This is a genomic window from Actinoplanes octamycinicus, assembly GCF_014205225.1.
Classification (GTDB): Bacteria; Actinomycetota; Actinomycetes; order Mycobacteriales; family Micromonosporaceae; genus Actinoplanes; species Actinoplanes octamycinicus.
Genome location: NZ_JACHNB010000001.1, coordinates 169,032 through 195,106, shown reverse-complemented (window position 1 = coordinate 195,106; position 26,075 = coordinate 169,032). Strand labels below are relative to the sequence as shown.

At 73.4% G+C, this 26,075-nt stretch carries 17 protein-coding genes and 3 tRNA genes; 12 read left to right on the top strand and 8 right to left on the bottom strand.

What is annotated here, in order from left to right:
• Positions 1–61 precede the first annotated feature (61 nt).
• From BJY16_RS00765 to BJY16_RS00745, 5 genes are all read left to right on the top strand, one after another.
• Positions 62–133 (top strand) — tRNA-Gly (locus BJY16_RS00765).
• Between the two features lie 41 nt (positions 134–174).
• Positions 175–245: transfer RNA gene (locus BJY16_RS00760), tRNA-Cys, on the top strand.
• A 10-nt stretch (positions 246–255) separates the two neighbouring features.
• A tRNA-Val gene (locus BJY16_RS00755) sits at positions 256–327 on the top strand.
• A gap of 106 nt (positions 328–433) precedes the next feature.
• A complete protein-coding gene (locus BJY16_RS00750) occupies positions 434–1,132 on the top strand; it encodes a helix-turn-helix domain-containing protein (RefSeq protein WP_239177663.1) in 699 nt (232 codons plus the stop codon).
• 33 nt (positions 1,133–1,165) lie between these two features.
• Positions 1,166–1,825: a dihydrofolate reductase family protein gene (locus BJY16_RS00745; protein WP_185037210.1), complete on the top strand. Its 660-nt coding sequence runs from the start codon at positions 1,166–1,168 to the stop codon at positions 1,823–1,825.
• On the opposite strand, the gene BJY16_RS00740 is transcribed toward BJY16_RS00745, so the two are convergent.
• Complete coding sequence (locus BJY16_RS00740) at positions 1,812–3,920, bottom strand: MMPL family transporter (RefSeq protein WP_239177671.1); 2,109 nt, start codon at positions 3,918–3,920, stop codon at positions 1,812–1,814. The two genes, BJY16_RS00745 and BJY16_RS00740, sit on opposite strands and share 14 nt — an antisense overlap.
• Before the next feature lie 227 nt (positions 3,921–4,147).
• Here BJY16_RS00740 and BJY16_RS00735 point away from each other — a divergent pair, with 227 nt between their 5' ends.
• Positions 4,148–7,558 carry a PQQ-dependent sugar dehydrogenase gene (locus tag BJY16_RS00735; RefSeq protein WP_239177669.1) on the top strand — a complete coding sequence of 1,137 codons (3,411 nt, stop codon included), beginning with the start codon at positions 4,148–4,150 and terminating at the stop codon, positions 7,556–7,558.
• Positions 7,559–7,561: 3 nt separating this feature from the next.
• Here the strand turns inward: BJY16_RS00735 and BJY16_RS00730 are convergent, their stop codons facing one another.
• The 6 genes from BJY16_RS00730 to BJY16_RS00705 all read right to left on the bottom strand — a co-directional run bounded on the left by BJY16_RS00730 (position 7,562) and on the right by BJY16_RS00705 (position 17,258).
• Positions 7,562–8,779, bottom strand: a complete 1,218-nt coding sequence (locus BJY16_RS00730) for an RNA polymerase sigma factor (protein ID WP_185037209.1) — start codon at positions 8,777–8,779, stop codon at positions 7,562–7,564.
• A complete protein-coding gene (locus BJY16_RS00725) occupies positions 8,776–9,108 on the bottom strand; it encodes a YciI family protein (RefSeq protein ID WP_185037208.1) in 333 nt (110 codons plus the stop codon). Before BJY16_RS00725 ends, BJY16_RS00730 begins: the two co-directional genes overlap by 4 nt.
• A 334-nt stretch (positions 9,109–9,442) precedes the next feature.
• Positions 9,443–10,399: an alpha/beta hydrolase gene (locus BJY16_RS00720; protein WP_185037207.1), complete on the bottom strand. Its 957-nt coding sequence runs from the start codon at positions 10,397–10,399 to the stop codon at positions 9,443–9,445.
• 4 nt (positions 10,400–10,403) lie between these two features.
• On the bottom strand, positions 10,404–13,064 hold the full coding sequence (locus tag BJY16_RS00715; protein WP_185037206.1) for a helix-turn-helix transcriptional regulator: 2,661 nt from the start codon (positions 13,062–13,064) through the stop codon (positions 10,404–10,406).
• Between the two features lie 43 nt (positions 13,065–13,107).
• Positions 13,108–16,404, bottom strand: coding sequence for a helix-turn-helix transcriptional regulator (locus BJY16_RS00710; RefSeq protein WP_185037205.1), 3,297 nt, complete (start codon positions 16,402–16,404; stop codon positions 13,108–13,110).
• A 146-nt stretch (positions 16,405–16,550) separates the two neighbouring features.
• Positions 16,551–17,258 carry a DUF998 domain-containing protein gene (locus BJY16_RS00705; RefSeq protein ID WP_185037204.1) on the bottom strand — a complete coding sequence of 236 codons (708 nt, stop codon included), beginning with the start codon at positions 17,256–17,258 and terminating at the stop codon, positions 16,551–16,553.
• A 190-nt stretch (positions 17,259–17,448) separates the two neighbouring features.
• On the opposite strand from BJY16_RS00705, the gene BJY16_RS00700 reads away from it, so the two are divergent.
• Positions 17,449–17,769 (top strand): YciI family protein, encoded by a 321-nt coding sequence (locus tag BJY16_RS00700; protein WP_185037203.1) that lies wholly within the window; start codon positions 17,449–17,451, stop codon positions 17,767–17,769.
• 1 nt (position 17,770) lies between these two features.
• Positions 17,771–19,783, top strand: a complete 2,013-nt coding sequence (locus tag BJY16_RS00695; RefSeq protein WP_185037202.1) for an RNA polymerase sigma factor — start codon at positions 17,771–17,773, stop codon at positions 19,781–19,783.
• On the opposite strand, the gene BJY16_RS00690 is transcribed toward BJY16_RS00695, so the two are convergent.
• A complete protein-coding gene (locus tag BJY16_RS00690) occupies positions 19,743–20,912 on the bottom strand; it encodes an acyl-CoA dehydrogenase family protein (RefSeq protein ID WP_185037201.1) in 1,170 nt (389 codons plus the stop codon). The two genes, BJY16_RS00695 and BJY16_RS00690, sit on opposite strands and share 41 nt — an antisense overlap.
• 120 nt (positions 20,913–21,032) lie before the next feature.
• Between BJY16_RS00690 and BJY16_RS00685 the strand changes: the two genes are divergently transcribed.
• The 4 genes from BJY16_RS00685 (at position 21,033) to BJY16_RS00670 (ending at position 25,990) form a co-directional block, all read left to right on the top strand.
• Positions 21,033–21,875 (top strand): MEDS domain-containing protein, encoded by an 843-nt coding sequence (locus BJY16_RS00685; protein ID WP_185037200.1) that lies wholly within the window; start codon positions 21,033–21,035, stop codon positions 21,873–21,875.
• A gap of 85 nt (positions 21,876–21,960) precedes the next feature.
• A complete protein-coding gene (locus BJY16_RS00680; RefSeq protein WP_185037199.1) occupies positions 21,961–23,736 on the top strand; it encodes a putative Ig domain-containing protein in 1,776 nt (591 codons plus the stop codon).
• Positions 23,737–23,753: 17 nt separating this feature from the next.
• The gene (locus tag BJY16_RS00675; RefSeq protein ID WP_185037198.1) at positions 23,754–24,452 is read left to right on the top strand and encodes a PulJ/GspJ family protein; all 699 of its coding nucleotides are present in this window, start codon (positions 23,754–23,756) and stop codon (positions 24,450–24,452) included.
• Between the two features lie 2 nt (positions 24,453–24,454).
• Positions 24,455–25,990 carry a ricin-type beta-trefoil lectin domain protein gene (locus BJY16_RS00670; protein WP_185037197.1) on the top strand — a complete coding sequence of 512 codons (1,536 nt, stop codon included), beginning with the start codon at positions 24,455–24,457 and terminating at the stop codon, positions 25,988–25,990.
• Positions 25,991–26,075: the final 85 nt, after the last annotated feature.

Sequence of the window (26,075 nt, the reverse complement as noted above, 5' to 3'; positions counted from 1 at the left end):
TGGCATCCGGTTCGAGGCTCGGCTAATGTTTCATCCGTCGCCGGGGAAACCGGGCGGCGATGCGGAAGTGGCGCAGTGGTAGCGCATCACCTTGCCAAGGTGAGGGTCGCGGGTTCGAATCCCGTCTTCCGCTCGGAGAGGCTGTTGCCGGTTCCATTGGGCACCGGCCTGCTCGGTGGAGTGGCCGAGAGGCGAGGCAACGGCCTGCAAAGCCGTGTACACGGGTTCAAATCCCGTCTCCACCTCGCTAACTGCGGGCGATTGGCGCAGCGGGAGCGCGCTTCCTTGACACGGAAGAGGTCACTGGTTCGATCCCAGTATCGCCCACGAGTGACAGGGGCTCTGTGTCCGCGGGAAGCGCGGACCGGGGCCCCTCGTCTTGTCTGCTCGGGGGCCGAGCGCCCGGAAACCCCGCGTTACGGTGGTGACGGCCGTGGGCTTGCTCTTCGAGCATCGTGACGCCGCGAGCGGCGTGAGCATCGTCGACCGGGTGTGGCGGACCCGTAGTGACGCCGAAGGCACCATGACGTCGGCGGCCCGGACGTGTTGCCAGCTGATCGTCACGCGGACGCGGGGACAGCTGCGCGTCGACCTGCGCGGGCCGGAGACCAGGGCGACCGTTGCGCCGGTGCCGCCGGACGCCGAGTTCCTCGGGGTGCGGTTGGCGCTCGGCGCCGTTCTCCGGCCGCATCCGGCGGTCGCGATCGTCGACGGGCACGTGTCCTTCCCGGTGACCGGGTCGGGCCGGGTGGTCATCGGCGGCGCGGAGTGGGAGGTGCCGGCGTACGACAATGTCGAGCATTTCGTCCTTCGTCTGCGGGAGGCGGGGCTGCTGGTGCGGGCGCGACTCCAGGGCTATCCGTCGCAGCGGACCCGGCAGCGGCAGCACCGGGCGATCACCGGGCTGTCCCCGACCGCCGTCGGGCAGATCGACCGGGCGAACGCCGCCGCCATGATGCTGCGTGCCGGCCGGGACTGGCGGGCGGTCGTCGACGAGCTCGGGTATTTCGACCAGGCGCACCTCGGGCACGCGCTGCGGCGCTACATCGGGCAGACCGCGCGGGGCCTGCGGGCGGGCGGCGACGCCTCGATGTCGTTCCTGTACAAGACCGGTGCCGAGCCGGGCAGCTAGCTTTCCCCCGACCACCCGGAATCGGAGGAAACCGTGCTGCTCAGCGTCAACATCTTCGTCAGCCTCGACGGGGTCGTGCAAGGACCGGGACATCCGGACGAGGACCGTTCCGGCGGCTTCGACCGCGGCGGGTGGCTCGTCCCGCACGCGTCCGGGCACACCGACGAGGTCGTGCGGGGCTGGTTCCGGGAGGCGGGCGCCTTCCTCTTCGGGCGTACCAGCTACGGCCTGCTCGGCGCGTACTGGCCGCGGGTCACCGCGCCGGACGACCCGATCGCCGCCAGCCTGAACACCCTGCCGAAGCACGTCGTCAGCCGGACGCTGACCGACGAGCAGGCCGGGTGGGGTCCGGCCACGGTTCTCCGCGGCGACCTGGTCGACGAGGTGCGCCGGCTCAAGGAGCTGCCCGGCGCGGAACTCCAGGTGCACGGCAGCTGGCAGCTGGTGCAGGCGCTGCACCGGGCCGGGCTGGTCGACCGCTACCGCCTGCTCCAGTTCCCGGTCGTGGTCGGCGCCGGCAAGCGCCTGTTCCCGGACGGCGCGACCCCGGCGGCCTTCACCGTCGAGGAGACCACGCGTGTCCTGCCGGGCGGCGTCGTCGCGCTGACCCTGACCCCGGCGTCCGTCGGGACGGTCGCCGCGGGCGAGTACGCGGTGGACCAGGGCCGCTCGACGCCGGTCATCGGCCGGTGAACCAGCGGTCGTGCAGGCGGCGCAGTGTGGGTGGCGCCCACCAGTTCCAGTCGCCGAGCAGGCTCATCGCGGCGGGCAGGAGCAGGCCGCGGACCACCGTGACGTCGAGGAGCAGGGCGACCGCCATCGCGAAGCCGATCTCCTTGACCGCGATCAGGTCGCCGAGCAGGAAGCCGAGGAAGACCACGCCGATGCCGAGCGCGGCGGCGGTGACCACCGGCCCGGACTTCGCCAGGCCGGCCCGCACGGCCCGGTCGCCGGCGGTCCCGGTGGTCCCGGTCGTCCCGGCGGCCGGGGCGGCCAGGCTCTCCTCGCGGATCCGGGCGAGCAGGAACACCTCGTAGTCCATCGACAGCCCGAAGACGAAGACGAACAGCAGGACCGGGGTGGTGACGTCGATCGCGCCCCACGAGTCGAAGCCCAGCAGGGCGTCGCCGACACCCCACTGGAAGACCACGACCAGCACGCCGAGAGTGGCGAGCAGGGTGAGCGCGTTCATCAGCAGCGCCTTGAGCGGCACGACCAGCGAGCCGGTCAGCACGAACAGCAGCACCGCCGTGGGCAGCAGGACGACCAGCAGCGCGAGCGGGAAGCGGCTCGCCACCGAGTCGCGGTAGTCGACCAGCTCCGCGGCGGCGCCGCCGACCAGCACCGGGAACGGCGGATCCATCGCCCGGATCGCGCGGACGACGTCCCGGGAGGCCGGGCCGGCGGTCTCGCCCTCCGGCGTGACGTCGAGGACGGCCGCCCCGGCGGCGATGTCCGGCCGGGCCTCGACCCGCAGCACGCCGTCCAGCCGGTTCACCGCGTCCAGGAAATCGCGGTCCGGGTCGGCGCCGGTGACCACCACGATCGGGTCGGCCTGGCCGCCGCTGAAGTCGCGCTGCACCGTCTCGCGCAGCTGGCGGGCCTCGGCCGCGGCGGGCAGCGCCCGGGCGTCGGAGTTCTCCAGGTTGACCGCGACCAGGAACGGCAGCGCGAGCCCGAGCAGGCCGGCCGTGACCGCGAGCGCGACCGGCGCCGGCCGGGCCTGCGCGACCGCGGCGAGCCGGGCCAGCAGGCCGGGGCCGGGGCGGGACCGGCGGGCCGCCGGGATGCGGCGGTGCGCCACCGCGATCAGCGCCGGTACGACGGTCAGCCCCGCCCCGGTGGCCACCAGCACCGCGACCGCCCCGCCCAGCGCCATCGCCCCGAGCAGCGGCTCGGCGAACGCGGACAGGCCGGCCATCGCGGCCCCGACGGCGAGCCCGGCGATCAGCACGGTACGGCCGGCCGTCGCCATGGTCCGGGCCAGCAGTTCGGCGACCGGGGCGTCGTGGTCCGCCTCCCGTTCCTCGCGGAACCGGGCGACGATCAGCAGCGCGTAGTCCACCGCCAGCCCGATGCCGAGCAGCGTGACCACGTTGACCGCGAACTCGCTGACCTCGGTGAGCGCGGACAGCCCGGTCAGGCCGAGCAGCGTCACCGCCACGGTGCCCAGCGCGGCGGCGACCGGGATCGCGCCGGCCGTGACGCCGCCGAGCAGCAGCGCCAGCAGGCCGAGCAGGACCACGAGCGCCACCGATTCGCCGAGCGCCGCGTCCGCGACGGCCTGGTCGGCGAACGCGCGCTCGGCCAGTTTCTCGCCGCCGACCAGAACCTGCGGCGCGTCGATCCGGTGCAGCGCGGCGGCCACCGCGTCCTCCACCCGCTCCCGCCGGTCGTCGGGCAGGCCGCGGTCCAGCTCGACCCGGATCAGCGAGCTGCGGTTGTCGGCGCCGATCCGGCCGCCCGGCGCGCTGTAGAGGTCCTCGACCTCGGTGACGCCGTCGATCGCCCGGATCGCGGCGGCGACCGCGGTGACGTCGTCGACCAGCGCCTGGTCGTACACGTCGCGCCCGCCGACCACCGCGACCACCGTCGGGCCTTCCGGCTGCAGCTGGTCGAGCCGCCGGTCGGCGAGCTGGGACGGGGCGTCCGGCCGCAGGCTGCCGGTGGTCGCGAGGCGGTCGAAGAGCTGCCCGCCGAGGACCACCCCGGCGATGGTCAGAATCAGCCAGACGCCGAGGACCAGCCACCGCCGGTGGGCCACCGAGCGGCCGAGTGCGCGCACCATCACCGGGGCATGCAAGCACCTTCAGGTGTCCGGCACCAGCCGGGGATCGACAGGGATCAGCCGGACGGCCGCCCGGATCTGACCGGTCGGCGGGCGGTCGAGTCGGACAGCCGACGCCGCTGCCGCACCGCGTCCAATTAGGATTCCTCAATCTGTCAGGAACGTGTGACGGTCGGGGGAATGCCGTGTTCCGGCGTGCGCTGAGTGGGATCGTCGCCTTGGCAACCGTGGTGGCGATGTCGTCGTTCACCACCTCGCAGCCGGCCGCCGCGGTGGCGCTGCCGACCGGCTTCCAGGAGCAGATCGTCTTCAGCGGGCTCAGCTCGCCGGTCGACCTGGAGTTCGCGCCGGACGGGCGGGTCTTCGTCGCCGAGAAGGGCGGCCGGATCAAGGTCTTCGACGACCTGGCCGACACCACCCCGACGGTCTTCGCCGACTTGTCGTCCAATGTGCACAACCAGTGGGACCGCGGCCTGCTCGGGATGACGCTGGCCCCGGGCTTCCCGGCCAACCCGTACGTCTACGTGCTCTACACCTACGACGCGCCGCCCGGGCAGACCGCCCCGGTCTGGAACGACGTGTGCGCCAACGCCAACGACGGGCGCTGCGTGGTCACCGGCCGGCTCTCCCGGCTGCAGGCCGGCGGCAACACGATGACCGGCAGCGAGCAGGTGCTGCTGCACGACTGGTGCCAGCAGTTCCCGAGCCACTCGATCGGGGACATCGCGTTCGGCGCCGACGGGATGCTCTACGTCGCGGCCGGTGACGGCGCCAGCTTCAGCGCGGTCGACTACGGCCAGTTCCCCACCGGGGCGCCGACCAACCCGTGCGCCGACCCGGCGAACGAGGGCGGGGCGCTGCGCTCGCAGGACGTCCGGACCGCCGGCGACGAGACCCAGCTGGACGGCGCGCTGCTGCGGCTCGACCCGGCCACCGGCGCGGCCGCCCCGGGCAACCCGAACCTGGGCGCCGCCGACCCGGACACCCGCCGGATCGTCGCCCACGGGCTGCGCAACCCGTACCGGATCACGATGCGGCCGGGCACCAGCGAGACCTGGATCTCCGACACCGGGTGGAACACCTGGGAGGAGGTCAACCGGGTGGTCGATCCGACCGCCGGCGTGACCAACTTCGGCTGGCCCTGCTACGAGGGCAACGCCCGGCAGTCCGGGTACGACAGCGCCAACCTGCCGATCTGCGAGACCCTCTACACCGCGCCGGCCGGCACCACCACGGCGCCGTTCGTCGCCTGGAACCACTCCAGCAAGCTGATCGCCGGCGAGGCCTGCCCGACCGGCAGCTCCTCGTCGACCGGGGTGGCGTTCTACCCGGCGGCCGGCGGCCCCTACCCGGCCGAGTACCGGGGCGCGATCTTCTTCGCCGACTACTCGCGCCGGTGCATCTGGGCGTCGCTGCCGTCCACCCCGGGCGGCCTGCCCGATCCGGCCAACCTGCGCACCTTCGTCTCCGACGCGGCCGGCCCGGTCGACCTGGAGGTCGGCCCCGGCGGCGAGCTGTACTACGCCGACCTGGGCGGCACCGTCCGCCGGGTGCGCTACTTCCCGGGCAACCAGCCGCCCACCGCGGTGATCGACGCGACCCCGACGCAGGGCCCGGCGCCGCTGACCGTGACCTTCAACGGGGTCGCCTCGTCCGACCCGGATCCGGCCGACGAGGGCCGCCTGAAGTACGCCTGGGACTTCACCGGCGACGGCGTCACCGACGCCACCACGCCGACCGCGACCTTCACCTATCCCACGCCGGGCACGCACACCGCCAAGCTGACCGTGACCGACACGTTGAACGCGACCGGCACCAGCACGGTGACCATCACGCCCGGCAACGAGGCGCCGACCGGGGTGATCGACACCCCGGCCGCCGGCACCACCTGGAAGGTCGGCGACACCATCGCCTTCACCGGCCACGCCACCGATCCGCAGGAGGGCGGCCTGCCCGCCGCGCGCCTCGACTGGGACCTGGTGATGCACCACTGCTCGGCGCCGGACAACTGCCACGAGCACGACATCCGCCGGTGGACCGGGGTGGCGTCCGGGTCGTTCGAGGCGCCCGACCACGAGTACCCGTCCTATCTGGAGCTCAAGCTGGTCGCCACCGACCAGGGCGGCCTGACCCACACCGTGTCGCGGCGGCTGGACCCGAAGACGGTGGACCTGACCTTCACCACCGTCCCGGCCGGGCTCCAGCTCGCGGTCGGCTCCTCGTCGAGCGTCACGCCGTTCACCCGCACGGTGATCGAGGGTTCGACCAACTCGGTGTCCGCGCCGTCGCCGCAGGGCGCCTCGGCGTTCGCGTCCTGGTCGGACGGCGGGGCGCAGACCCACATCGTGACCGCGCCGGCGACCGCGACGACGTACACCGCGACCTACACGACCACCCCGGCGCAGCAGCGGATCGGGTTCACCGGGATCGGCGCCTCGCTGGACTCCGGCGACGCGAACCACATGAACGGCTCGCGGTTCGTCACCGGCGCCGACCCGGCGACGGTCACCTCGATGTCGGTGTACGCCAAGGGCGTGCAGGCCGCCCCGAACAACCAGTACCAGCTGGCGATCTACACCGACGCGAACGGCTCGCCCGGCACCCGGGTGGCCGCCAGCAGCGCCGGCACGCTGACCGCCACCGCGTGGAACACCCGGCCGATCAGCGCCACCCTGGCGCCGAACACCGCCTACTGGCTGATGTACAACACCAACGGCGACAACAACCTGAGCTACGACGCCGGCGCCGCCAACCAGGGCGCGTGGAGCGCCGCGACGACGTTCGGCACCTGGCCGGCGACGTTCGGCACGGCCAGCCGGTGGAACGCGAAGTTCTCGATCTACGCGACCACCGGCGTGGACACCACCGCGCCGGCGGTGACCACCACCGTCCCGGCCGGCGGCGCCACCGGGGTGGCGACGACCGCGCCGATGACCGTGCGGTTCAGCGAGGGACTGGCGGCCGGCACCGTCACGCCGGCCAACCTGGAACTGCGCGGCCCGGGCGGCGCCCTGGTCACCCGGACCGTCACCTACGACCCGGCGGACCAGTCGGCGACGATCACGCCGTCCGCGCCGCTGGCCGCCGCCACGGCGTACACGGTGACCGTCCGGACCGGCGTGACCGACGCGGCCGGCAACCCGCTCACGACCGCCCACCAGTTCTCCTTCACCACGGCCGCGGCGAGCGCCCCGCGCTTCGGGTACGACCAGGTGGGCGCCGCGCTGGACTCCGGCGACGCGAACTACCGGAACGGCTCCCGGTTCGTCACCGGCGCGACCGCGTTCCCGGTCAGCCAGATCTCGGTCTACGCGAAGTCGGTGCAGGCCGCGCCGGCCAACCAGTACCAGGTGGCGATCTACGCCGACGCGAACGGCTCGCCCGGCGCGCTGGTCGCGTCGAGCACCTCGGGCACGCTGACCGCCAACGCCTGGAACAGCCGGCCGATCACCGCCACCCTGGCCCCGAACACCGCCTACTGGCTGGTCTACAACACCAACGGCGACAACAACTTGAGCTACGACACCGGCGCCGCGAACCAGGGCGCGTGGAGCGCGCCGACGACGTTCGGCACCTGGCCGGCGACGTTCGGCACGGCCAGCCGCTGGACCGCGAAGTTCTCCATCTACGCCTCGTAGGCCCTACCCGGCCAGCTGGTCGCGCCGGCGGATCAGGTGGGCCTGCTCGGCGGTGTTGCCGCTCAGCTCGACGGCGCGGTCGTAGGCCGCCCGCGCCTCGTCGCTGCGGCCCAGCCGGCGCAGCAGCTCGGCGCGCACCGCGTGGTAGGCGTGGTAGTCGGTGAGCGGCAGCCCGGCGATCTGGGCCAGCGCGACCTCCGGGCCGTCCAGCTCGGCGACCGCGATCGCCCGATTCAGCCGCACGATCGGCGACGCGTCGATCCGGATCAGCTGCTCGTAGAGGGCGAGGATCTGCGCCCAGTCGGTGTCCCGGACGTCCCGGGCGTCGGTGTGCACCGCGTTGATCGCGGCCAGGATCTGGTAGCGCCCGGGCGGCTCCCCGGCGGCGAGCCGGGCCCGGACCAGGGCGTGCCCCTCGGCGATCAGCTGCCGGTCCCAGGCGCCGCGGTCCTGCTCCGCGAGGGTGACCAGCTCACCGCTCGCGGACACCCGGGCGGGCCGGCGGGCCTCGGTGAGCAGCATCAGCGCCAGCAGCCCGGCGGCCTCCCCGTCGGCCGGCAGCAGCGCGTGGACCAGCCGGGTCAGCCGGATCGCCTCGGCGGTCAGGTCGGCACGCACCGCCGGGGTGCCGGGGCCGGACGCCAGGTACCCCTCGTTGAAGATCAGGTACAGCACGGCGAGCACCCCGGTGACCCGGGCCGGCAGATCGTCGCGCAGCGGCACGCCGTACGGGATCCGGGCGGTCTTGATCTTGGCTTTGGCGCGGGTGATCCGCTGGCCCATGGCGGTCTCCTGGACCAGGAACGCATGGGCGATCTCGGACACCGTCAGCCCACCGACCATCCGCAGCGTCAACGCCACCCGGGCCTCCATGGCGAGCGCCGGATGACAGCAGGTGAAGACCAGCCGGAGCCGGTCGTCGTCGATCGCGCCGAGCGGCTCCGGCGTGCCGGACAGCATCAGGGCCTCCCGGTGTTTCTCGTCGCGCCGGACCTCGCGGCGGAGCCGGTCGATCGCCTTGCGGTTCGCGGTGGTGGTCAGCCAGGCGCCGGGCGCGGGCGGGACGCCGTCGACCGGCCAGCGCTCGACCGCGGTCGCGAACGCCTCGGCGGCCATCTCCTCGGCCAGGTCGAGGTCGCCGAACCGGCGGGCCAGGGTCGCCACCACCCGGGCCCACTCCTCGTGGTGGACCCGGGTGAGGGTCTCCGCGACGGTGGTCACGCGTCCAGGAACGGTCGCAGCTCGACCCGCCGGTTGCAGGCCGCCGACCCGCGCGCGGCCAGCCGCAGCGCCACGTCGAGGTGCGGCGCCTCGACGATCCAGAAGCCGATCACGAACTCCTTCGACTCCACGAACGGCCCGTCGGTGACCACCGTCTCCGCGCCCCGGCTGTCGATCACGGTGGCCGCGTCCGGCCCGCCCAGGCCGCCCGCGAAGACCCACTGCCGGTCCGCCCGGAGCTGCTCGTTGAACACGTCGATCGCGGCCATCTCCGCCTCGGTGGCCCGCTCGCCCGAGTCGTGCAGCACGTTGATCAGATACTGCGCCATCGCGATCATCTCCCGAAGCCCCGGCGGCCCCCTCCGGACCGCCTCACAACTCTGCTACGAACACCCCCACCCCGATCCGACACCCCACCCAAGATCCCAGCAGACAATTTCCGGTACGCCCGGAGCGCGCCGTCGTACCGAAAAGCCTCTTCGGTCATCGCCACGCGGCTGTCATCACCGAATTCTTCCGCCGATCCGCGCCAGTCATCTGGGGTGATCTTCTCCGCACAGGACAGGTTCGTCCGGCATCGGCACCTCGCGAATCTCCGACGGGGTTTCGTCGTGCCGTCCGAGAATCCGGGATGTGGCGTGCCGGACGCCATCGGTCAGGTGGTCAGCGCAGGGCGTCGCGCAGGAAGGCGGCGGTCTGGGCGGTCGCGGCGCGGGCCGCCTGGGTCTCGCGCAAGGCGTCCAGGGCCAGGAAGTCGTGCACGGCGCCCTGGTAGCGGACCGCGGTCACCGGGACGCCGGCCGCGCGCAGCTTCGCGGCGTAGGCCTCGCCCTCGTCCCGCAGCACGTCCGCCTCCGCCACCACGACCAGCGCCGGTGGCAACCCGGCCAGCTGCTCGGCCGTGGCCCGCAGCGGCGACGCGGTGATCTCCGCCCGGAGCGGCACGTCCGGCAGGTACTGGTCCCAGAGCCACGGCATGGTGTCGCGGCGCAGCCCGTACCCCTCGGCGAACTGGTGGTAGGAGTCGGTGCCGAACGCGGCGTCGGTGACCGGGGTCAGCAGGGCCTGCGCGGCCAGCGCCGGACCGGACCGCTGCTTCGCCAGGATGGCCACCGCGGCGGCCAGGTTCCCGCCGGTCGAGTCGCCGGCGACGGCGATCCGGCACGGGTCCAGCCGGTGCGCGGCGCCGTGCACGGCCACCCACTCCAGGGTCGCGTAGAGCTCCTCCACCGCGATCGGGTAGCGGGCCTCCGGCGCCCGGCTGAACTCGACGAACACCACCGCGGCGCGGGCCTGCCCGGCCAGCTCGCCGGCCAGCCGCCCGTGGGTGCCGAAGTCGCCGGCCACCCAGCCGCCACCGTGGGCGTACAGAATCGCCGGAAGCTCCCCGCGGGCCTGGCCCGGCCGGACGATCCGGACCCGCACCCGCCCGGCCGGGCCCCCCGCGACCTCGACCGGCTCCACCTCCAGGCCGGCGTCCGCGGGCCGCGGCGGGTCCTGCGCCGCGACCAGCTCCTTGCGGGCCCGCTCGACGTCCAGATCCGCCGGGTACGGCGGCGACGCGCACTCCCGGGCGAACTGCTCGGCCGCGGGCTCCAGGACCGGCTTCGGGTAGCTCATGCCCTCAGCGTGCCGGGTCGTCCTCCGCGCGTCGTCCGTCGAATGACTGCAGCGACGGCAGCTGCGTCCGCCGGGTCACCCCGAGAATCGGATAAGCCCTGCTCAGATGGGTGCCCACGGTGCGCGCGGAGAGGCCCAGCCGGGCCGCGATCCGGGCGTTCGTCAAGCCCTGCGCGGCCAGCGTCACCACCTGCCGCTGCTGCGGGGTGAGCCCGGCCGCCGGCGTGCCCGGCCGGGGTGGCGCGGCCGCCGCGGCCAGCTCCGCGTCGGCCCGTTCCCGCCAGGCGGTCAGCCCGGCCGCCGCGAACACGTCCCGGGCCGCCCGCAACAGCGGCCGCGACTCGGCCGGGCGCTGCCGCCGGCGCAGCCACTGCGCGTAGTCCATCCTGGTCAGTGCCCGCTCGACGGCCCACTGCCCGGCCCCCGGCTCGGCCAGCGACCGCCGGAACAGTGACTCGGCGCCCGGGTCCGGCCCGGCCAGCAACGCCCGGGCCCGATGCCAGATCGCGGTCAGGCGCGCCGAGCCCAGGGTCCGCGCCCGCGTCGCGGCCGCGGCGACGATCGCGGCGACCTCGTCGGTACGGTCGGCCGCCCCCGCCACCGAGGCCAGATCCGCCAAGCACAGATCGGCGATCCGGTGATGGACCGGCCGGCCGTCGCCGTCGAAGTGCCGCCGCAACCGGTGGAAGGCCAGCGCGTGCTCCCCGCGGATCCCGGCGATCAACCCCTGCGCCCGGTCCAGCCGCAGGTCGTGCAGCGCGTGGTGGCCCGGCTGGAGCGCGTCCCGGGCGGCGCCGAGCCGGTCCGCGGCGTCCGGGTCCTCGCGCAGCACGGCGATCGCGGCGAGCGTGGCCAGGGCGCCGGCCCGGGTGTCGGCGGTGGCCACCCCGTGCCGGGCCGCGTCGGCCACCCGCAGCGTCCGCTCCGCCGTGGCCCGCGCCGCGTCCAGCTCACCGGCGTCGAGGTGGGCCCAGGCCAGCGCGCCCAGCGCGATCGGCCGGATCAGGCCGCCGGGCGGGGCGGACGCGGCGGCCCGGGACAGGTGCCGGGCGGCCAGGGCGGTCTCGTGCCGGGCCAGCGCGATGGTGCCGAGCACGACGGCGTGCTCGTCGGGCGCCATCCGGTCCGGGTGGTCTCCGCCGATCAGCCGCCGGATGGCGCCGTCCGGGTCGGCGTCGTCGACCACGGCCCGTGCCCAGGTGGCGAGCAGCGCGGTCGGCGCGGCCGGGATCCGGGCCCGGATCCCGGCCCGGGTCGGCTCGTCGCCGCGCAGCCAGGCGATCCGGAGCAGCTGCCCGAGGTCCTGCACGGTGTGCTCCGGGAGCGGGCGCTGGTCTCCGTGCGCCGGTCCGCTGGCCGGCTCGCTCTGCCCGGCCGGTTCGCTGCTCAGCCGGCTGCTGGTCAGCCGGCTCTCGCCGGCGGGGATGCTGCTCACCTGCCTTTCCCCGGCGGGGATGTCGGTCAGCTGGCTCTCCCAGGCCGGTTCGCCGGCGAGGCGGGCGTGCCGGGCGGCCAGGCGGCGGCGGGCGTCGGCGAGTCCCGGTTCCGGTGTGCGCGCGGCGGCCAGGCTGAGCGCGTAGGCGGCGGCTCGCGCCCGGCCCGCCCGGACCAGCTCGGTGCCGGCCCGTGCCAGCACGCCGGCCAGCGACTCGTCGGCGGCCGGCTCAGCCCGCGCGAGGTGCCACGCCCGGGCCGGAGCACCCGCCGGCAGCCGGGCGGCGAGCCGATGCCGAGCCTGCCGGACCAGCCCCGACCCGGCCCGGTCCAGCACCGCGGCGCGCACCACCGGATGCCGGAACCGCAGCCGCCGCCCGGGCCGCAGCACCCCGCGCGCCACCAGTTCGGCGCGGACCTCGGGCGCCATGTCGACCCACGTCCCGGGCGTCTCGGCGGCCAGCGCCACCAGGACCGCGTACCGGAGCTGGGTCTCGTCCAGGTCGTCCACTCCGGACGCCAGCGCCCGGCGCAGCCGGGGCGGCACCGGCAGCTCGGTCATGGTCGGCGTGATCTCCGCGGCCGCCGGCAGGTGCCGGGCCAGTTCGTCGAGCGCCAGCGGATTTCCGGCTGCCTGAGCCAGCACCAGCCGCGCCGCCGGGTGGGTCCGCACCCCGGGCCGCGCCGCCAGCATCCGCTCGGCCTCGACCCGGCTCAACCGCCCGAGCGTCACGACCTCCTCCGCCGGGTCGGCCGCGGGTTGCGGCAGCGACGCGGCCAGGACCGCGATGTGCCGCTGCGACCCGATCACGGTACGGGACAGCTCGTCCAGCCGATCCTCATCGTCCACACACCACAGCCACCGCCCCCGCCCGGCCAGCCGCGCCGCGAGCACCGCCACCGCCTGATCCACCGGCATCGGCGTGACCGCGGGCGCCTCCGTCCGGAACAACCCGGCGAACGCCGCCGCCGCCGCGCCGGGCAGCGCACCGGTCTCGTGCTGCACCGGCGTCAACAGCCGCTGCAACCCGGCCCCGGGCAGCGCCGCGTCCCCCGGCAGCCCCCGTACCGCCAGCACCGCCACCCCGGTCCCGGCATGCCGGGCGGCAGCCTCGGCCAGCACCGCGGACCGCCCGGTGCCCCGTTCCCCGGCCACCCGCACCGACCGCCCGGTCCGCAACGCCGCCGCGATCGCCGTCAGCTGCCCGGACCGCCCGATCAGCGTCACCACCGCGGCCCCCGGCAGCCGTTACCGACGGTGGCGCCGACGCCGCTCATCCCGCCGAGGTCCGGTCGACCGCCGCGACCAGCTCACCGAGCTGGGTCCGGTTGGTCACGCCGAGCTGCGGAAAGAGCCGGTACAGATGCGATCCGACGGTCCGCGGCGAGAGGAACAGCCGCTCACCGATCTCCCGGTTCGTCAGGCCCCGGGCCGCCAGCCGGACGATCTGTTCCTGCTGCGCCGTCAGCGCCGCGAAATCCGGCCCGTCCGCCGCCGGAACCGCGATCCGCAGCTCCGCGTGAACCCGCGCGGCCCACGCCGCCGCCCGCAGCCGCTCGAACGTGTCCAAGGCCCCGACCAGCACCTCTTTCGCCCGGGTCGGCTGCTGGGCGCGCCGCAGCCGGTCGGCCAGCTCCACCGCGAGCACCGCCCGTTCGAACGGCCACCGCTCCGCACCCGCCGTCGCCAGCACCGCCGCCAGCCGCTCCGCCGACTCCGCCGGGTCCGCGATCAACAAGGCTGCGGCCGCGGCCAGCCGGATCCGCTGCCGTCCGGTCAACCAGGCTTTCCGGTACGACGTCAGCATCCGCTCATGCCCGTCCCGCGTCGCCTCCGCCCGCCCGTCGTGCCGCGCCGCGATGATCAGATCCGGCAGCACCAGCGGCTGCCAGGGGTGCCGCACCTCGGCCGCGGCCCGCAGCCACCGATACGCCGCGGCATGGTCCCCACCGGCGGCCGCGGCAACGCCCCGAGCCCAGTACAGCCGCAGCCCCATCGCCGGCAGCCCGCGCTCGGGCGACCCGGAGCCGAACGGTTCGCGCTCGGGTGGCCCGGAGTCGAGCCGTCCGTGCTCCGGCGGCGTGGAATCGAGTGGTTCGTCCTCCGTCCGCCCGGAGTCGAGCCGTCCGTGCTCCAGCGGCGCGGAATCGAGTGGTTCGTGCTCCGTCCGCCTGGCGTCGAGCCGTCTGTGCTCCAGCGGCGTGGAACCGAGTGGTTCGTGCTCCGTGTCGAGCCGTCCGCGCCCGTAGCGGATCACCGCGAGCTGCACCTCGGCGCCGGCCCGGACCATGCTCGCCTCGGCCAGTGCCGGCGAAGCGAGCAGCGGCACCAGCAGCCCCTCCGCCTCCACCCACCGACCGGTATCGATCAATGCCCAGGCGGCCGCGCCGGGCGCGGTGAGAAAGGCGCTGGCCGCCGTCCCCTCACGCACCGCCCGAACCGCCGGCCCGAGCAGCCGCAACGCCTGCTCCGGCTCGTCGAGCAGCATCGCCCCGGCCCCGATCGCCGCAGCCGGACCGATCTCGCCGGCGGCCACCGGCTCGGGCACCGCCAGGATCGCCGCCCGCACGTCGTCATCCGGCCGCAGCAGCGCCGCCGGGAAGAGCCGGCGCCCACCCGCCCTCGCCAGCACGGCGGTCAGGGCGTCACTGAGCGGCCCGTACCCCAGCAGAAACGCCGGCAGCGCACTGGTCTCCACCAGCTCACCGGGAACCTCCACCGCCTCTCCTCGATCCGCCTCACCGGTCACGGCGGCCAGCTCATCGGGAGCCTCTGCCGTCTCCCCGCGATTCACCGTGCCGGTCACGTCGGTCAGTTCGCTGCGAGCTTCTGCCGTCTCTCCGAGACTCGCCGTGCCGGTCACGTCGGTGGATGTCGTGGAGCCGAGCTGGGCGGGTGTGGTGGAGCCGAGCTGGGCGGGTGCGGTGGAGCCGGGAAGGTGCGGGGCGGTGTATTCGTTGAGGGCGGCGACCAGCAGATCGGCCGCCTCGGTCACCCGGCCACGCATGGTCAGCACCCACGAGGCGAAGGCATCCGTGGAGGCGCGCAGCGCCGGATCCACGCCGGGCACGGCCCGGGCGCGCGCGAGAATGTCGGCGGCCCACCGGATCCGTCCGATCGCGCCGGCCCGAACGCCCGCTTCCAGGAGCACCGGCGCCCGTTCCGTGAGCGGAAGCAGGTCGCAGGCCTGCTCCAGGAGGCCGACCGCGGTCACCGCGGCCGCCCCGTTCAACGGCCGAGCCGCCGCGATCAGCTCGGCGGCGAGTTTCGGATCGGTGCCGTCGGCCGCCTCCGCCCGGTGCCACAGCGCCCGGCGTGGGTCCGCCGTAGCCTCGGCGAGCATCCGATGCGCCCGCCGCCGCGCCCCCGCCCCGGCCGCGTCCAGGACGGCGAACTCGACCAGCGGATGCCGGAACCGCACCACCGCGTCCACCACGGTGACCAGTCCGGCCTCCTCGGCGGGCTGCCAGACCGCGGGGGTCAGCGCCGGCTCGGCCCGCGACAGCACGGCCACGCTGCGCTCACCGGCCGCAGCCAGCGTCAATGCCCGCCGCGACATCTCCGGCAGGTCCCGAACCCGACGAGCGAAGACCTCGGTGACGCCACCTTCCGCAGCCGCGGTCCGCTCACTGACCGTGCCCTCCGCGGTCGGGGTGCCTGCGGCGAGACCACCGCCCGCGGCCCGGTCCCGCTCCGGGATCCCGGCGCCGTATTCGTGCAGGGCCAAGGGGTTGCCCGCGGCCCGCCGGAGAATCTCCAGCCGGGCCGAACCGCCGGGTGCGGCGAGCCGGTCGAGCAGCCGTTCGGCCTCCCGGTCGGTGAGCGCCGGCACCGGAATCTGCCGCAGCAGCTCAGCCAGTTCCACCGGCACCCGCTCGGTCCGGCTGGCGAACAGCGCGATCACCGGAAGCTGCCGCCAACTGAGCACCGAAGCCACCGTGATCAGCAGGTCCAGGGTCGGCGCGTCGACCCGGTCCACGTCGTCGACCACCAGCACCAGCGGCAACTCCCCGGCCAGCACCGAACAAACCGAACAAACCGCCGCCCGCAACGCCAGCAGATCGACCCGCGGCTCGCCCTCCGCCGCCCCTTCGGTCACCCCGCCGTTCCCGGTCCGTGCGGCAACCTCTGTCCGCCCTCGCCCGTCCGGGCTCGCGGCGTTCGCGGTCGGGGTGCTGGGCGCTGCCTGTTCTCGCCCGGCTCGGGTGGGCGGACTCTCCCGGCCGGCGGGAGTCCGTGGGCTTGCGGTGCCCCGGGTCCGGGCGGCGAGAGCCGTCCCGAGGGCCTGACGCTGTCCAGGCGGCAGGTCGGCCAGGTCCGCCTCGGAGAACAGGGCACGTAACCCGGCATACGGCTCCGCGCCGGTCTCCCCGCTCGCCGTGCGGACGGGGAAGCCGAGGCTGCGGGCATGCGCGGCGAACTGCTCGACCAGCGCGCTCTTCCCGATGCCGGCGGCGCCGAGCACCAGGGCGCCGGAGCCGTCCCGCCGGTCCCGCTCCAGCAGCGCGATCAGCTCGGCCCACACCCCGGTCCGCCCGACGAGCCCGGGCGCGTCCAGGTCGAGATCCATCCCGAGTTCCCCCACCGTGCCGTAGACCGCCGCCCAGTCTGCCCGCCGCGATCACCTCGCCCAAGCCGCAGTGACCCGCGTCGCGCCACCGGCGGCGCCCTATCGGGAGCGCCGCCGGGAGCGGTGATGCGAACGCGGATCAACGGTCAGGGGCGGGTGCGGATCGCGGCGACGGTGAGGAAGCACATCGCGGTGATGGCACCGGCGGCGAGGGTGAGGGAGCCGGCCGGAGCGCCGGTCATGGCCCAGATGTCGCCGGCCAGGAGTGCGGTTCCGGAGAGGGCGGCGGCGACGGCGGTGCGACGGGCGCCGGCGGTTCCGGAGTGACCGGCCAGGACGGCGAAGTGGCGGGCCAGGACGTAGCAGGCGGCGATCAGGGCGGTGAAGGTGATCGAGCCGGCGACCATGTGACCGATGCTGTGCCAGCTCATCGCCGGGGGCATGCCGGGCGGGGTGCCGATCGGGTAGCCGTCGGCCGGGTCCATCACCAGGAGGCCGGCGGCGATCATGCCGAGGCCGCTGACCCGGACCAGGCGCGGGGCCCAACGGCTGGTGACCGCGCGGCGCAGGCCGGTGGCGCCAGCGACCAGCAGGATGCCGGCGAGCACGAAGTTGGTGATCTGCAGCCACCCGAGCGAACCGGTGCTCAGCAGGCTCAGCGGGTGCCGGGTCAGGTCGAAACCGTCCCGGGTCGCGGCCTGGACCAGCGAGACCGTGGCCCAGAGCGGACCGGCGACCGCGAGCGCGCCGAGCAGGAACCGCGTGCCACGACGGGTGCGGTTGCTGGGCGCGGCGGGACGAGAGGCCGGGGTGCGGGTGCTGGCGGTGGCCGGGTGGGTGCTGGTGGAGGTCATCGCGGGGCTCCTTCTCAACGGGGTGTCTGCCCACTCGTCGATCCGGTCGATGTGACAGGTAATCGGCGAGCGGCCGTGCGGGGAGCGGACCCGGGCGCGAGGGTGTCCGGGGCGGGCGGGGCGTGATTACCTGTCACATGAGGTCGGGCGACGTCAGGGTGCAAGCGACCTTGAGGGACGGAGAGAAACGATGCGCTACCTGATGCTGTCGAAGATGCAGGACACCCAGCCCGACGAGAAGCTGTTCGCCGAGATGGCGGCGTTCATCGAGGAGATGACCGCGTCCGGGGTGCTGCTGGCGACCGGCGGCCTGGACCCGGCCGGGTTCAAGATCGCTTCCCGTGGGGACGAGGTGACGGTCACCGATGGGCCGTTCACCGAGGCGCGGGAGGCGATCGGCGGGTTCGCGCTGGTCGAGGTGCGGTCGCGGGAGGAGGCGATCGAGCTGGGCCGGCGGTTCCGCAAGATCGTCGGGGACGGGGAGAGCCTGATCCACCAGGTGTTCGGCTGACATGTCCGAGGTCCGGGCCACGGTCGGCGTCGTCTGGAAGCAGGAGTCCGCGCGGATCGTCGGGGCGCTCCTGCGGATGGTTCACGACGTCGGCCTGGCCGAGGAGCTCGCGCAGGACGCGCTGGTCGCGGCCATGGAGCAGTGGCCGGTCGACGGCGTTCCGGACAATCCGGGCGCCTGGTTGACCACGATCGCCCGGCGCAAGGCCGTCGATCACTTACGGCGCGCCAAGAGGCTTGACGGTACGGCCGTCGAGCCCCGTGACACCGCCGGGGAGTCGTCCGGCGACGACGTGCTGCGGCTGATGTTCATCTCGTGCCATCCGGTGCTGGACCGGGATGCCCGCGCGGCCCTGACCCTGCGGGTCGTCGCCGGCCTCAGCCCCGCCGAGATCGCCCGTGCCTTCCTGGTCGGCGAGCCGGTGATCACCCAGCGGATCGCCGCCGCGAAACGCACCCTGGCCAAGTCCGGGGCCGCCTACCGGCTGCCGTCCGGCGCCGAGCTGAGCGGCCGGCTGACCTCGGTGCTCGAGGTCGTCTACCTGGTCTTCAACGAGGGCTACGCGGCCACCTCGGGCGACGACCTGATCCGGCCCGGCCTGTGCCTGGAGGCGTTGCGGCTGGGCCGGCTGCTGGCCGAGCTGGCGCCGGACGACCCGGAGGTGCACGGCCTGGTCGCGCTGATGGAGATCCAGCAGTCCCGGTCGGCGGCCCGCACCGGGCCGCACGGCGAGCCGGTCCAGCTGCACGAGCAGAACCGCGGGCGGTGGGACCGGCTGCTGATCAACCGGGGCTTCGCGGCGATGCTGCGGGCCCGGGCGGCCGGCGCCACGGCAGCGCCGGGGCCGTATGTGTTGCAGGCCGCGATCGCGGTCTGTCACGCCCAGGCGCGGACCGCGGCGGAGACCGACTGGGGCCGGATCGCGGCGCTCTACGGGGCGCTGGAGCGGCTGCTGCCGACGCCGGTGGTGCGGTTGAACCGGGCCGTGGCGGTCGGCTTCGCGGACCGGCCGGAGGCCGGGCTGGCGCTGGTGGACGAGCTGGTGGCGGATCCGGTGCTGCGGGACTACCACCTGCTGCCGGGGGTGCGCGGGGATCTGCTGCTGCGGCTCGGGCGGGTGGCCGAGGCGCGGCTGGAGTTGGAGCGGGCGGCGTCGCTGACCCGGAACGTGGCGGAGCGGGACTTCCTGCGGGCCCGGGTGGACGCGACCGTCGGTTCCCACGACGCGACCGGCGAGTCCGGCGACCCGGCCGCCGGGGCCGGTGCGGGGCCGGCGCTGGGGCCGGCCGTTGATGAGTTCCTGGTGGGGCTGGGCGAGGCGACGGCTTTCGCGTACCGGAAGAGTCTTGGCCGGGTGCGGCGGGCCTTGGGGGAGCGGACTCCCCTGGCCACCCTCGATCCCGCGGGGGTGGCCGCGGCCGTGGCCGCGATCTGGCCGGACGCGGCGCCCCGGGGGTGGAATCGGCATCTCGCCGCAGTGCGGTCGTTCACCGCGTGGGCCGGTTTCCCGCATCTCGCGGCCGACCTGAGAAATCGCGCCCTGCCCGACGAATCGGACCGGGTGGTGGGCGGTCGCCCGAGCGGCGGGGAGCCGGAGCCGCGCCCGCGATCGGGCGTCTCGCTGCGGGAACGGGTTCTGTGGTCGATGGTGCGGGAGTCAACCGCGACGATCGGGGCCGTCCTCGCCCTGGACGTCGACGATCTGGATCTCTCCGGCCGCCGCGGCCCCGGTGTGACCTGGGGCGAGCAGACCGCCGCCCTGCTGCCCGATCTGATCGCGGGTCGCACCCGCGGCCCGCTCTTCCTCTCGGACCGGCGCCCCGCCCCGGCCCGCCGCCCCGGCCCGGCCGATCTCTGCCCGGAGACCGGCCGGCGGCGGCTCTCCTACGAGCGCGCCGAGTACCTGTTCAAGCAGGCGACCGGCCGCACGCTGCGAAGTCTCCGCGGGCGGGACGTGCGGGACGGAGCGGCCCTCAGCGGTAGGCGGAGTGGCCGGTCAGCGCCTGCCCGATGACCAGCGTGTGGATCTCCGAGGTGCCCTCGTAGGTGAGCACCGACTCCAGGTTGTTGGCGTGCCGCAGCGGCGAGTACTCCAGGGTGATCCCGCTGCCGCCGAGGATGGTGCGGCACTGCCGGGCGATGCCGAGCGCTTTGCGCACGTTGTTCAGCTTGCCGACGCTGACCTGGTGCGGCTTGATCGAGCCGGCGTCCTTGAGCCGGCCCAGGTGCAGCGCCAGCAGCGCGGACGTGTTCAGGTCGACCGCCATGTCGGCCAGTTTCTCCTGGGTGAGCTGGAAGGCGGCGATCGGCCGGTCGAACTGCACCCGGGTGTTCGCGTAGCCGATCGCGGTCTGCAGACAGTCCCGGGCCGCCCCGGTCGCGCCGAAGATGATCCCGAACCGGGCCTCGTTCAGGCAGCTCAGCGGCGCGCCGAGGCTGCGCGCCCCGGGCAGCCGCGCGGAGTCGGGCAGCCGCACCTCGTCGAGGATCAGCTCGCCGGTGATCGACGCCCGCAGCGACAGCTTCTGCTTGATGGTCCGGCTGGTGAAGCCGGGGGTGCCGCGCGGCACCAGGAAGCCGCGGATCCCGTCCTCGGTCTGCGCCCACACCGTCGCGACGTCCGCGATGCTGCCGTTGGTGATCCACATCTTGGTGCCGGTGAGCACCCAGTCGTCGCCGTCGCGGACCGCGCGGGTGCGCATGTTGGCCGGGTCGCTGCCGAAGTCCGGCTCGGTCAGGCCGAAGCAGCCGATCGCCTCGCCGGCCGCCATCCGCGGCAGCCACTCCTGCTTCTGCTCCTCGGAGCCGTACTTCCAGATCGAGAACATCGCCAGCGAGCCCTGCACCGAGACGAAGCTGCGCAGGCCGGAGTCGCCGGCCTCCAGCTCCAGGCAGGCCAGGCCGTAGGCGACCGCGCTGGTCCCGGCGCACCCGTAACCCTCCAGGTGCATCCCGAGCACCCCGAGTTTGCCCAGCTCCGGCGCCAGCTCCCGGGTCGGGAAGGTGCCCGCCTCGAACCACTCCGCCACGTGCGGCCGGATGTGGTCGGTGACGAACCGGGCCACCGTCTCCTGGATCTGCCGCTCCTCGTCGCTCAGCAGACCGGCGATGTCGAGCAGTGCGAGAGGGTCGGTGAGGGTCATCTGTCCTCCGTCGTCAGCGGCCTGCCGGGCACCCGATTCAGCGATAGTACGGGCGCGCGGGCGTGGTTACGGTGGGGCCCAACCAATTCGTCACGGGGTCTCCAGCAGCGAGGGGTCACGATGGCCGAGGCCAGCCCGCTCGACCAGCTGAGCCCGGGTGATCACGCCTGTCTCGTCTTCGACGACGAGCCGCTCCGGGCCCGCAGCGTGGCGGCGTACATCCGGGCCGGGCTGCGTCAGCATCACCGGATCCTCTACCACGGGCAGAGCGCCGAACGGCTGCCCGCGGTGCTGGCCGGGCAGGGGGTGAACGTCACCGCCGCGCTGGACAGCGGGCAGCTGACGCTGGCCGGGCCGGTGCGCGGCGGGTTCTTCGACGCCGAGGCGAGCCTGGCCACGTTACGGGGCGAGGCGGACAAGGCCCGGGCCGCCGGGTACCGCGGGATGCGCGGCATCGGCGACATGTCCTGGGCCCGCCGGCTGGACGGCGTCGATCAGCTCTCCTGGTACGAGGCTCAGGTCAACCGGGTCTTCGCCGACGGGTACGCGATGGGCATCTGCCTCTACGACCGTCGCCTGTTCAGCGAGCCGGAGCTGCGGCGGCTGACCCTTTCCCACCCGGCGACCATCACCGGCACCACCGACCCGGCCCGGGTACCGCTGCTGCGCGGCGTGCGCACCCGTGAGCCGCTCGGCCTGTCCCTGGAGGGCGAGGCCGACCTATCCAACCGAGAGGCGCTGCGGGCGATGGTCGAGCACCTGATCGAGGAGCAGGCGCCCGGGGCACCGCTGACGCTGGACCTGTCCGGGCTGCGGTTCGCCGACTCGGCGGCCGCCCGGATCCTGCTCGGGCCGGCCGCCGCCGGGACACACCGGCTGCGCATCGTCGGCGCCACCGAGCAGGTGCACCGGCTGCTGCGTTTCCACTGGTCAGGTTCGCCCGAGGCGCTGCGAATCGAGTAAAACCACTCCACTTCCGCGCCGGCGTGCCGATGGTGCTTGTTGGCAGGCTCCCCGCTGGGCGCCGGAGGATCAGTTGAGGAGTGGGATGCGCGGCCAACCGTCCGACCGTCGCATGGACGAGGGCTTCACGCTGCTCGAGGTCCTGGTGGCGCTGGCAGTGATCAGCACCGCCATGGCCGGGCTGGGCGCGTTCTTCGTCAACGGTGCGCTGACCGCCGCTCAGCAGCGTGACCAGCGCAACGCGGTGCGGCTGGCGAGCAACGCGCTGGAGCAGGTGCGCGCCCTCGAGCCGTCCGCGCTCCTGGACGGCCGTGGCCAGTCGAGCGTCGACCAGCAGTGGGCGGACCTGCAGACCGGGCCGTACAAGGACAAGCTGACGCCGTACCTGGCGACCATGTCGCAGGAGGGCATCCCGAACAGCACCGAGGGCCAGAACGCGGCGCTGCCGACCGTGCCGAAGACGGTGACCGCCGGGGGCGTCAGCTTCCAGCAGAGCATCCTGGTCGGCAAGTGCGAGGTCTACGTGACCCGTACCGACGACTGTGTCCGGCCGCTCGCCGAGGGCGATCCCAAGCGCCCCGCCGACACCACCTCGATCCTGGAGTACTTCCGGGTGGTGGTGCTGGAGACCTGGCAGCACAAGAGCTGCACGGCTCCCGACAACCAGTGCTCCTACCTCGCCTCGACCCTGGTCTCCAGCAAGAAGGACGACGCCAAGTACAGCTCGACGCGGGCCATCCCGAAGATCCGGCCGCCGGACATGAAGCTGTTCTTCCGCGGCATCGAGGCCAAGGAAGCCGACGGCACGGCCGTCTACATGAAGGCCACCGGCGGCAACCTGCCCAACACCTGGAGCGCCGTCAAACTGCCCGACGGCCTCACCATCAACGCGTCGACCGGGGTGGTCACCGGGACGCCGACCAAGGCCGGCGTCTGGACCTACGCCACCACCGGCACCTACGTCAAGGTGGTGGAGAGCGCGCCGCCGGTCGGCACGTTGTCGCCCCGGTCGGACAACGACCAGGCGCTCGGCACCAAGTGGCAGGTGATCGATCAGCCGAAACTCGCGGTGCCGGCGCCGGTGAGCTACGTCGGCGACCCGGTGTCCCTGCCGGCGATCGTCGTCGACAAGACCAACAGCGCGGTGTCCTACAAGTACGCGCTCACCTCCGTGCTGCCGGCCGGACTGACCTTCGACCCGGCCACCGGCGCGATCACCGGCACGGCGAGCACCACCTACTCCGCCAGCATCATGGTCACCGCCAGCACCGCCACCATCGACCATCCCTTCGAGCTCAAGTTCACGCATACCGTGATCCAGCCGCTGGCCCTGCAGCCGATCGCCGATCAGCAGGTCGACCTGCTGTCGACGGTCAACCTGGCCACGACCGTCACGGGTGGGGACGGCAAGTACACGTTCACCGCGACCGGTCTGCCGGCGGAGTTGAGCATCAACGCCACCACCGGGGTGATCTCCGGTGGGCCGGTCCTCATCGGCGGCCGGTACCTGCCGACAGTCACGGTGAAGGACGGGACCGGCGCGACGCAGACTGCCAGCTTCGCGATGCAGGTGGGTTCGCCCACCAGCACCCTGCAATTCACGTCGCCGGGTGTGGTGGTGACCTCCTCGAAGCTGCAGTCGGTGACGCTGACGGTCGCCACCAACGCCGACGACATCGGCGTCAACATCAAGAGCATCGACGCCACCGGTCTGCCGCTCGGCGTCAACCTGAGCGGGAAGGGCGACAAGATCAGCGGTAAGCCGACCCTGCCGGGTGTCTACACCGTCACGCTGCAGGCGACCACCGGCGGCAAGGACTCCCAGACCAGCAAGTACACCTTCGTCTGGACCGTCCTGTGAACCGGGGAGGAGGCCGCGTGCGCAAGCGCGACGATCACGGCTTCTCGCTGATGGAGGTGCTGGTCACGACCGGGATCCTGTCGGTCGTGACGCTGGTGGCGGTGACCGCGATCATCCAGATCTACTCGGGCACCAAGCAGATCGAGCAGAACTCGATCACCGGCGACCAGCTGGACACCAGCTTCGGGCGGCTGGACCGGGAGCTGCGCTACGCCACGTACGTGTCCGCGGTCGGCAGCCCCGCCGGGGTGACCACCCGGTTCTACCTGGAGTTCGCGATCCCGCCCCGGGAGAAGAAGCCGACGGACCTCACCGACCCGCAGCCCCGGTGCCGGCAGCTGATGTTCGACACCGCCAAGAAGATCTTGACGATCAAGAACTGGGAGCTGCCCAGCACCACGCCGGGGACGCCGGCCACGCTGGCCACCGACGTGTCGCTGGACAACAACGCCAAGCCGTTCGAGGTCTACAAGCCGGGGGACACGCCGTGGATCGCGGCGAGTGCCGGGACCACCGGGGTCGGCGCCCAGTTCAACGCCACGTACCTGATGGTCCGGGTGCACTTCAAGGCCACCGCCGGTGAGGTGACACAGCGGTTCGACAACGTCTTCACCACGCAGAACATCGGCGAGGAGACCGACCTCGACGGCAAGGACGACAACCCGGAGCTGATCGATCCGACGCTCCAGCAGTGCAGCACCGTAGGGAGGCCGTAGCCATGAAACCGCACCGCCGTTCCGGCGACGACCGCGGCTCGCTGCCCATCGCGATGATGGTGGTGGCCACCGGACTGGTCCTCTCCGTCGCGGTCCTGCCGATGCTGCTCCGGCAGTTCACCACCGCCCGTACGATGGCGGACCGCAGCACCGCCCTGGCCGGCGCCCGGATCGGCATGGATGTGGTGATGGCCCGGATCGCCGCGGCCGCCTACGACACCACCGGTCTGCTCGAGGACCTGCCGCCGTGCGACAAGCCGATCACCGGTGACGTCGGTGTGGGCCAGGAGAAGATGGAGTACTCCGTCACGGTCACCTATTTCGACAAGGACGGCAAACCGATGGGCTGCCCGCTCAAGACGGCGCCCAAGACAGCGAAGCTGACCTCGCAGGGCCAGGGCGCGATGAACCTCGCCCCGGCCGGCAGCACCCCGCAGTACACCTCGCGCAGCCTGGAAGGTGACTACACCTTCGCGCTCGACAACGACACCCGCAAGGCCACCGGCGGCTCGATCCGGATCGACAGCTCCTCGGTCGGCAACCTGTGCATGGACGCGGTGTCGAAGACCCCGGCCGCGGGCGCGCCGGTCAAGATGCGGCTCTGCGACGGCAGCAGCACCCAGCAGTTCCGGTACACCCCGGAGCTCTACATCAAGCTGGTCAACTCGGAGACGGACACCTACCCGAACGGCATGTGCGTCTTCGGCACCACGCCGCACGCCGTCGGCAAGGCCGTCGTACTGCAGCAGTGCCCCAGCTCGACCGGCAGCATCGTGGCCGACTACCAGTGGAGCCTGGACAACAACAGCGCGCTCAAGTCGACCAGCCCGACCCGGGCCGTGGAGAACTACTGCATCAGCCTCACCACGGCCAGCAAGGTGGACACACCGCTGATCCTGGGCTCGTGCGGCAGCAGCTCCACGCTGAACATCTGGCGGTTCGACGCCGGGGTCGGCGCCGGCATGGCCGGTGAGGAGACCAACCAGCTGGTCAACTACTCCCAGTTCAGCCGCTGCCTGGACGTCACCAACCGGTCGACCAGCTCGACGTACATGATCGCCTGGTTCTGCAAGCAGGACCCGAACGGCGTCGTCGACTGGAACCAGACCTGGTACCACCCGATGCCGAACGACTCCGCGAAGGAGACGTCGAAGGAGGGCGTCATCTACGTGAGCACCGGCGGCAAGCGGTACTGCCTGAAGTCGCCGCTGGTGGCGACGTCCAGCAGCTGGGTGTCGGTGACCACGACCGGGTGCCCGCAGACCACCGTGACCAGCCTTACCGGCATCCCCAACGAGCTGATCTGGAACGTCAAGCACAACACCGGCAGCTACACCACCAGCTACCGCATCGAGGACAAGAAGGGTCTCTGCCTGCAGCCGGCCGACCTGGCCACCGGGGTGAAGAACGTGGATCTGCACTCGGACGGCACCAGCAAGGTCAAGGTGGCCGTGTGCAGCAGCAACGAGCTGCAGAAGTGGAACGCTCCGCCGGACATCAGCAACTCCAGTCCGCTGAGCGACGTGATCGAGAACTGAGAGGAGGGCGAGCCGGGGCACCGATGCCCCGGCTCGCCTTTCTCCGCCGGCCGGCTTCTCCGCCGGCCGGCCCTTTTCAGTCGGG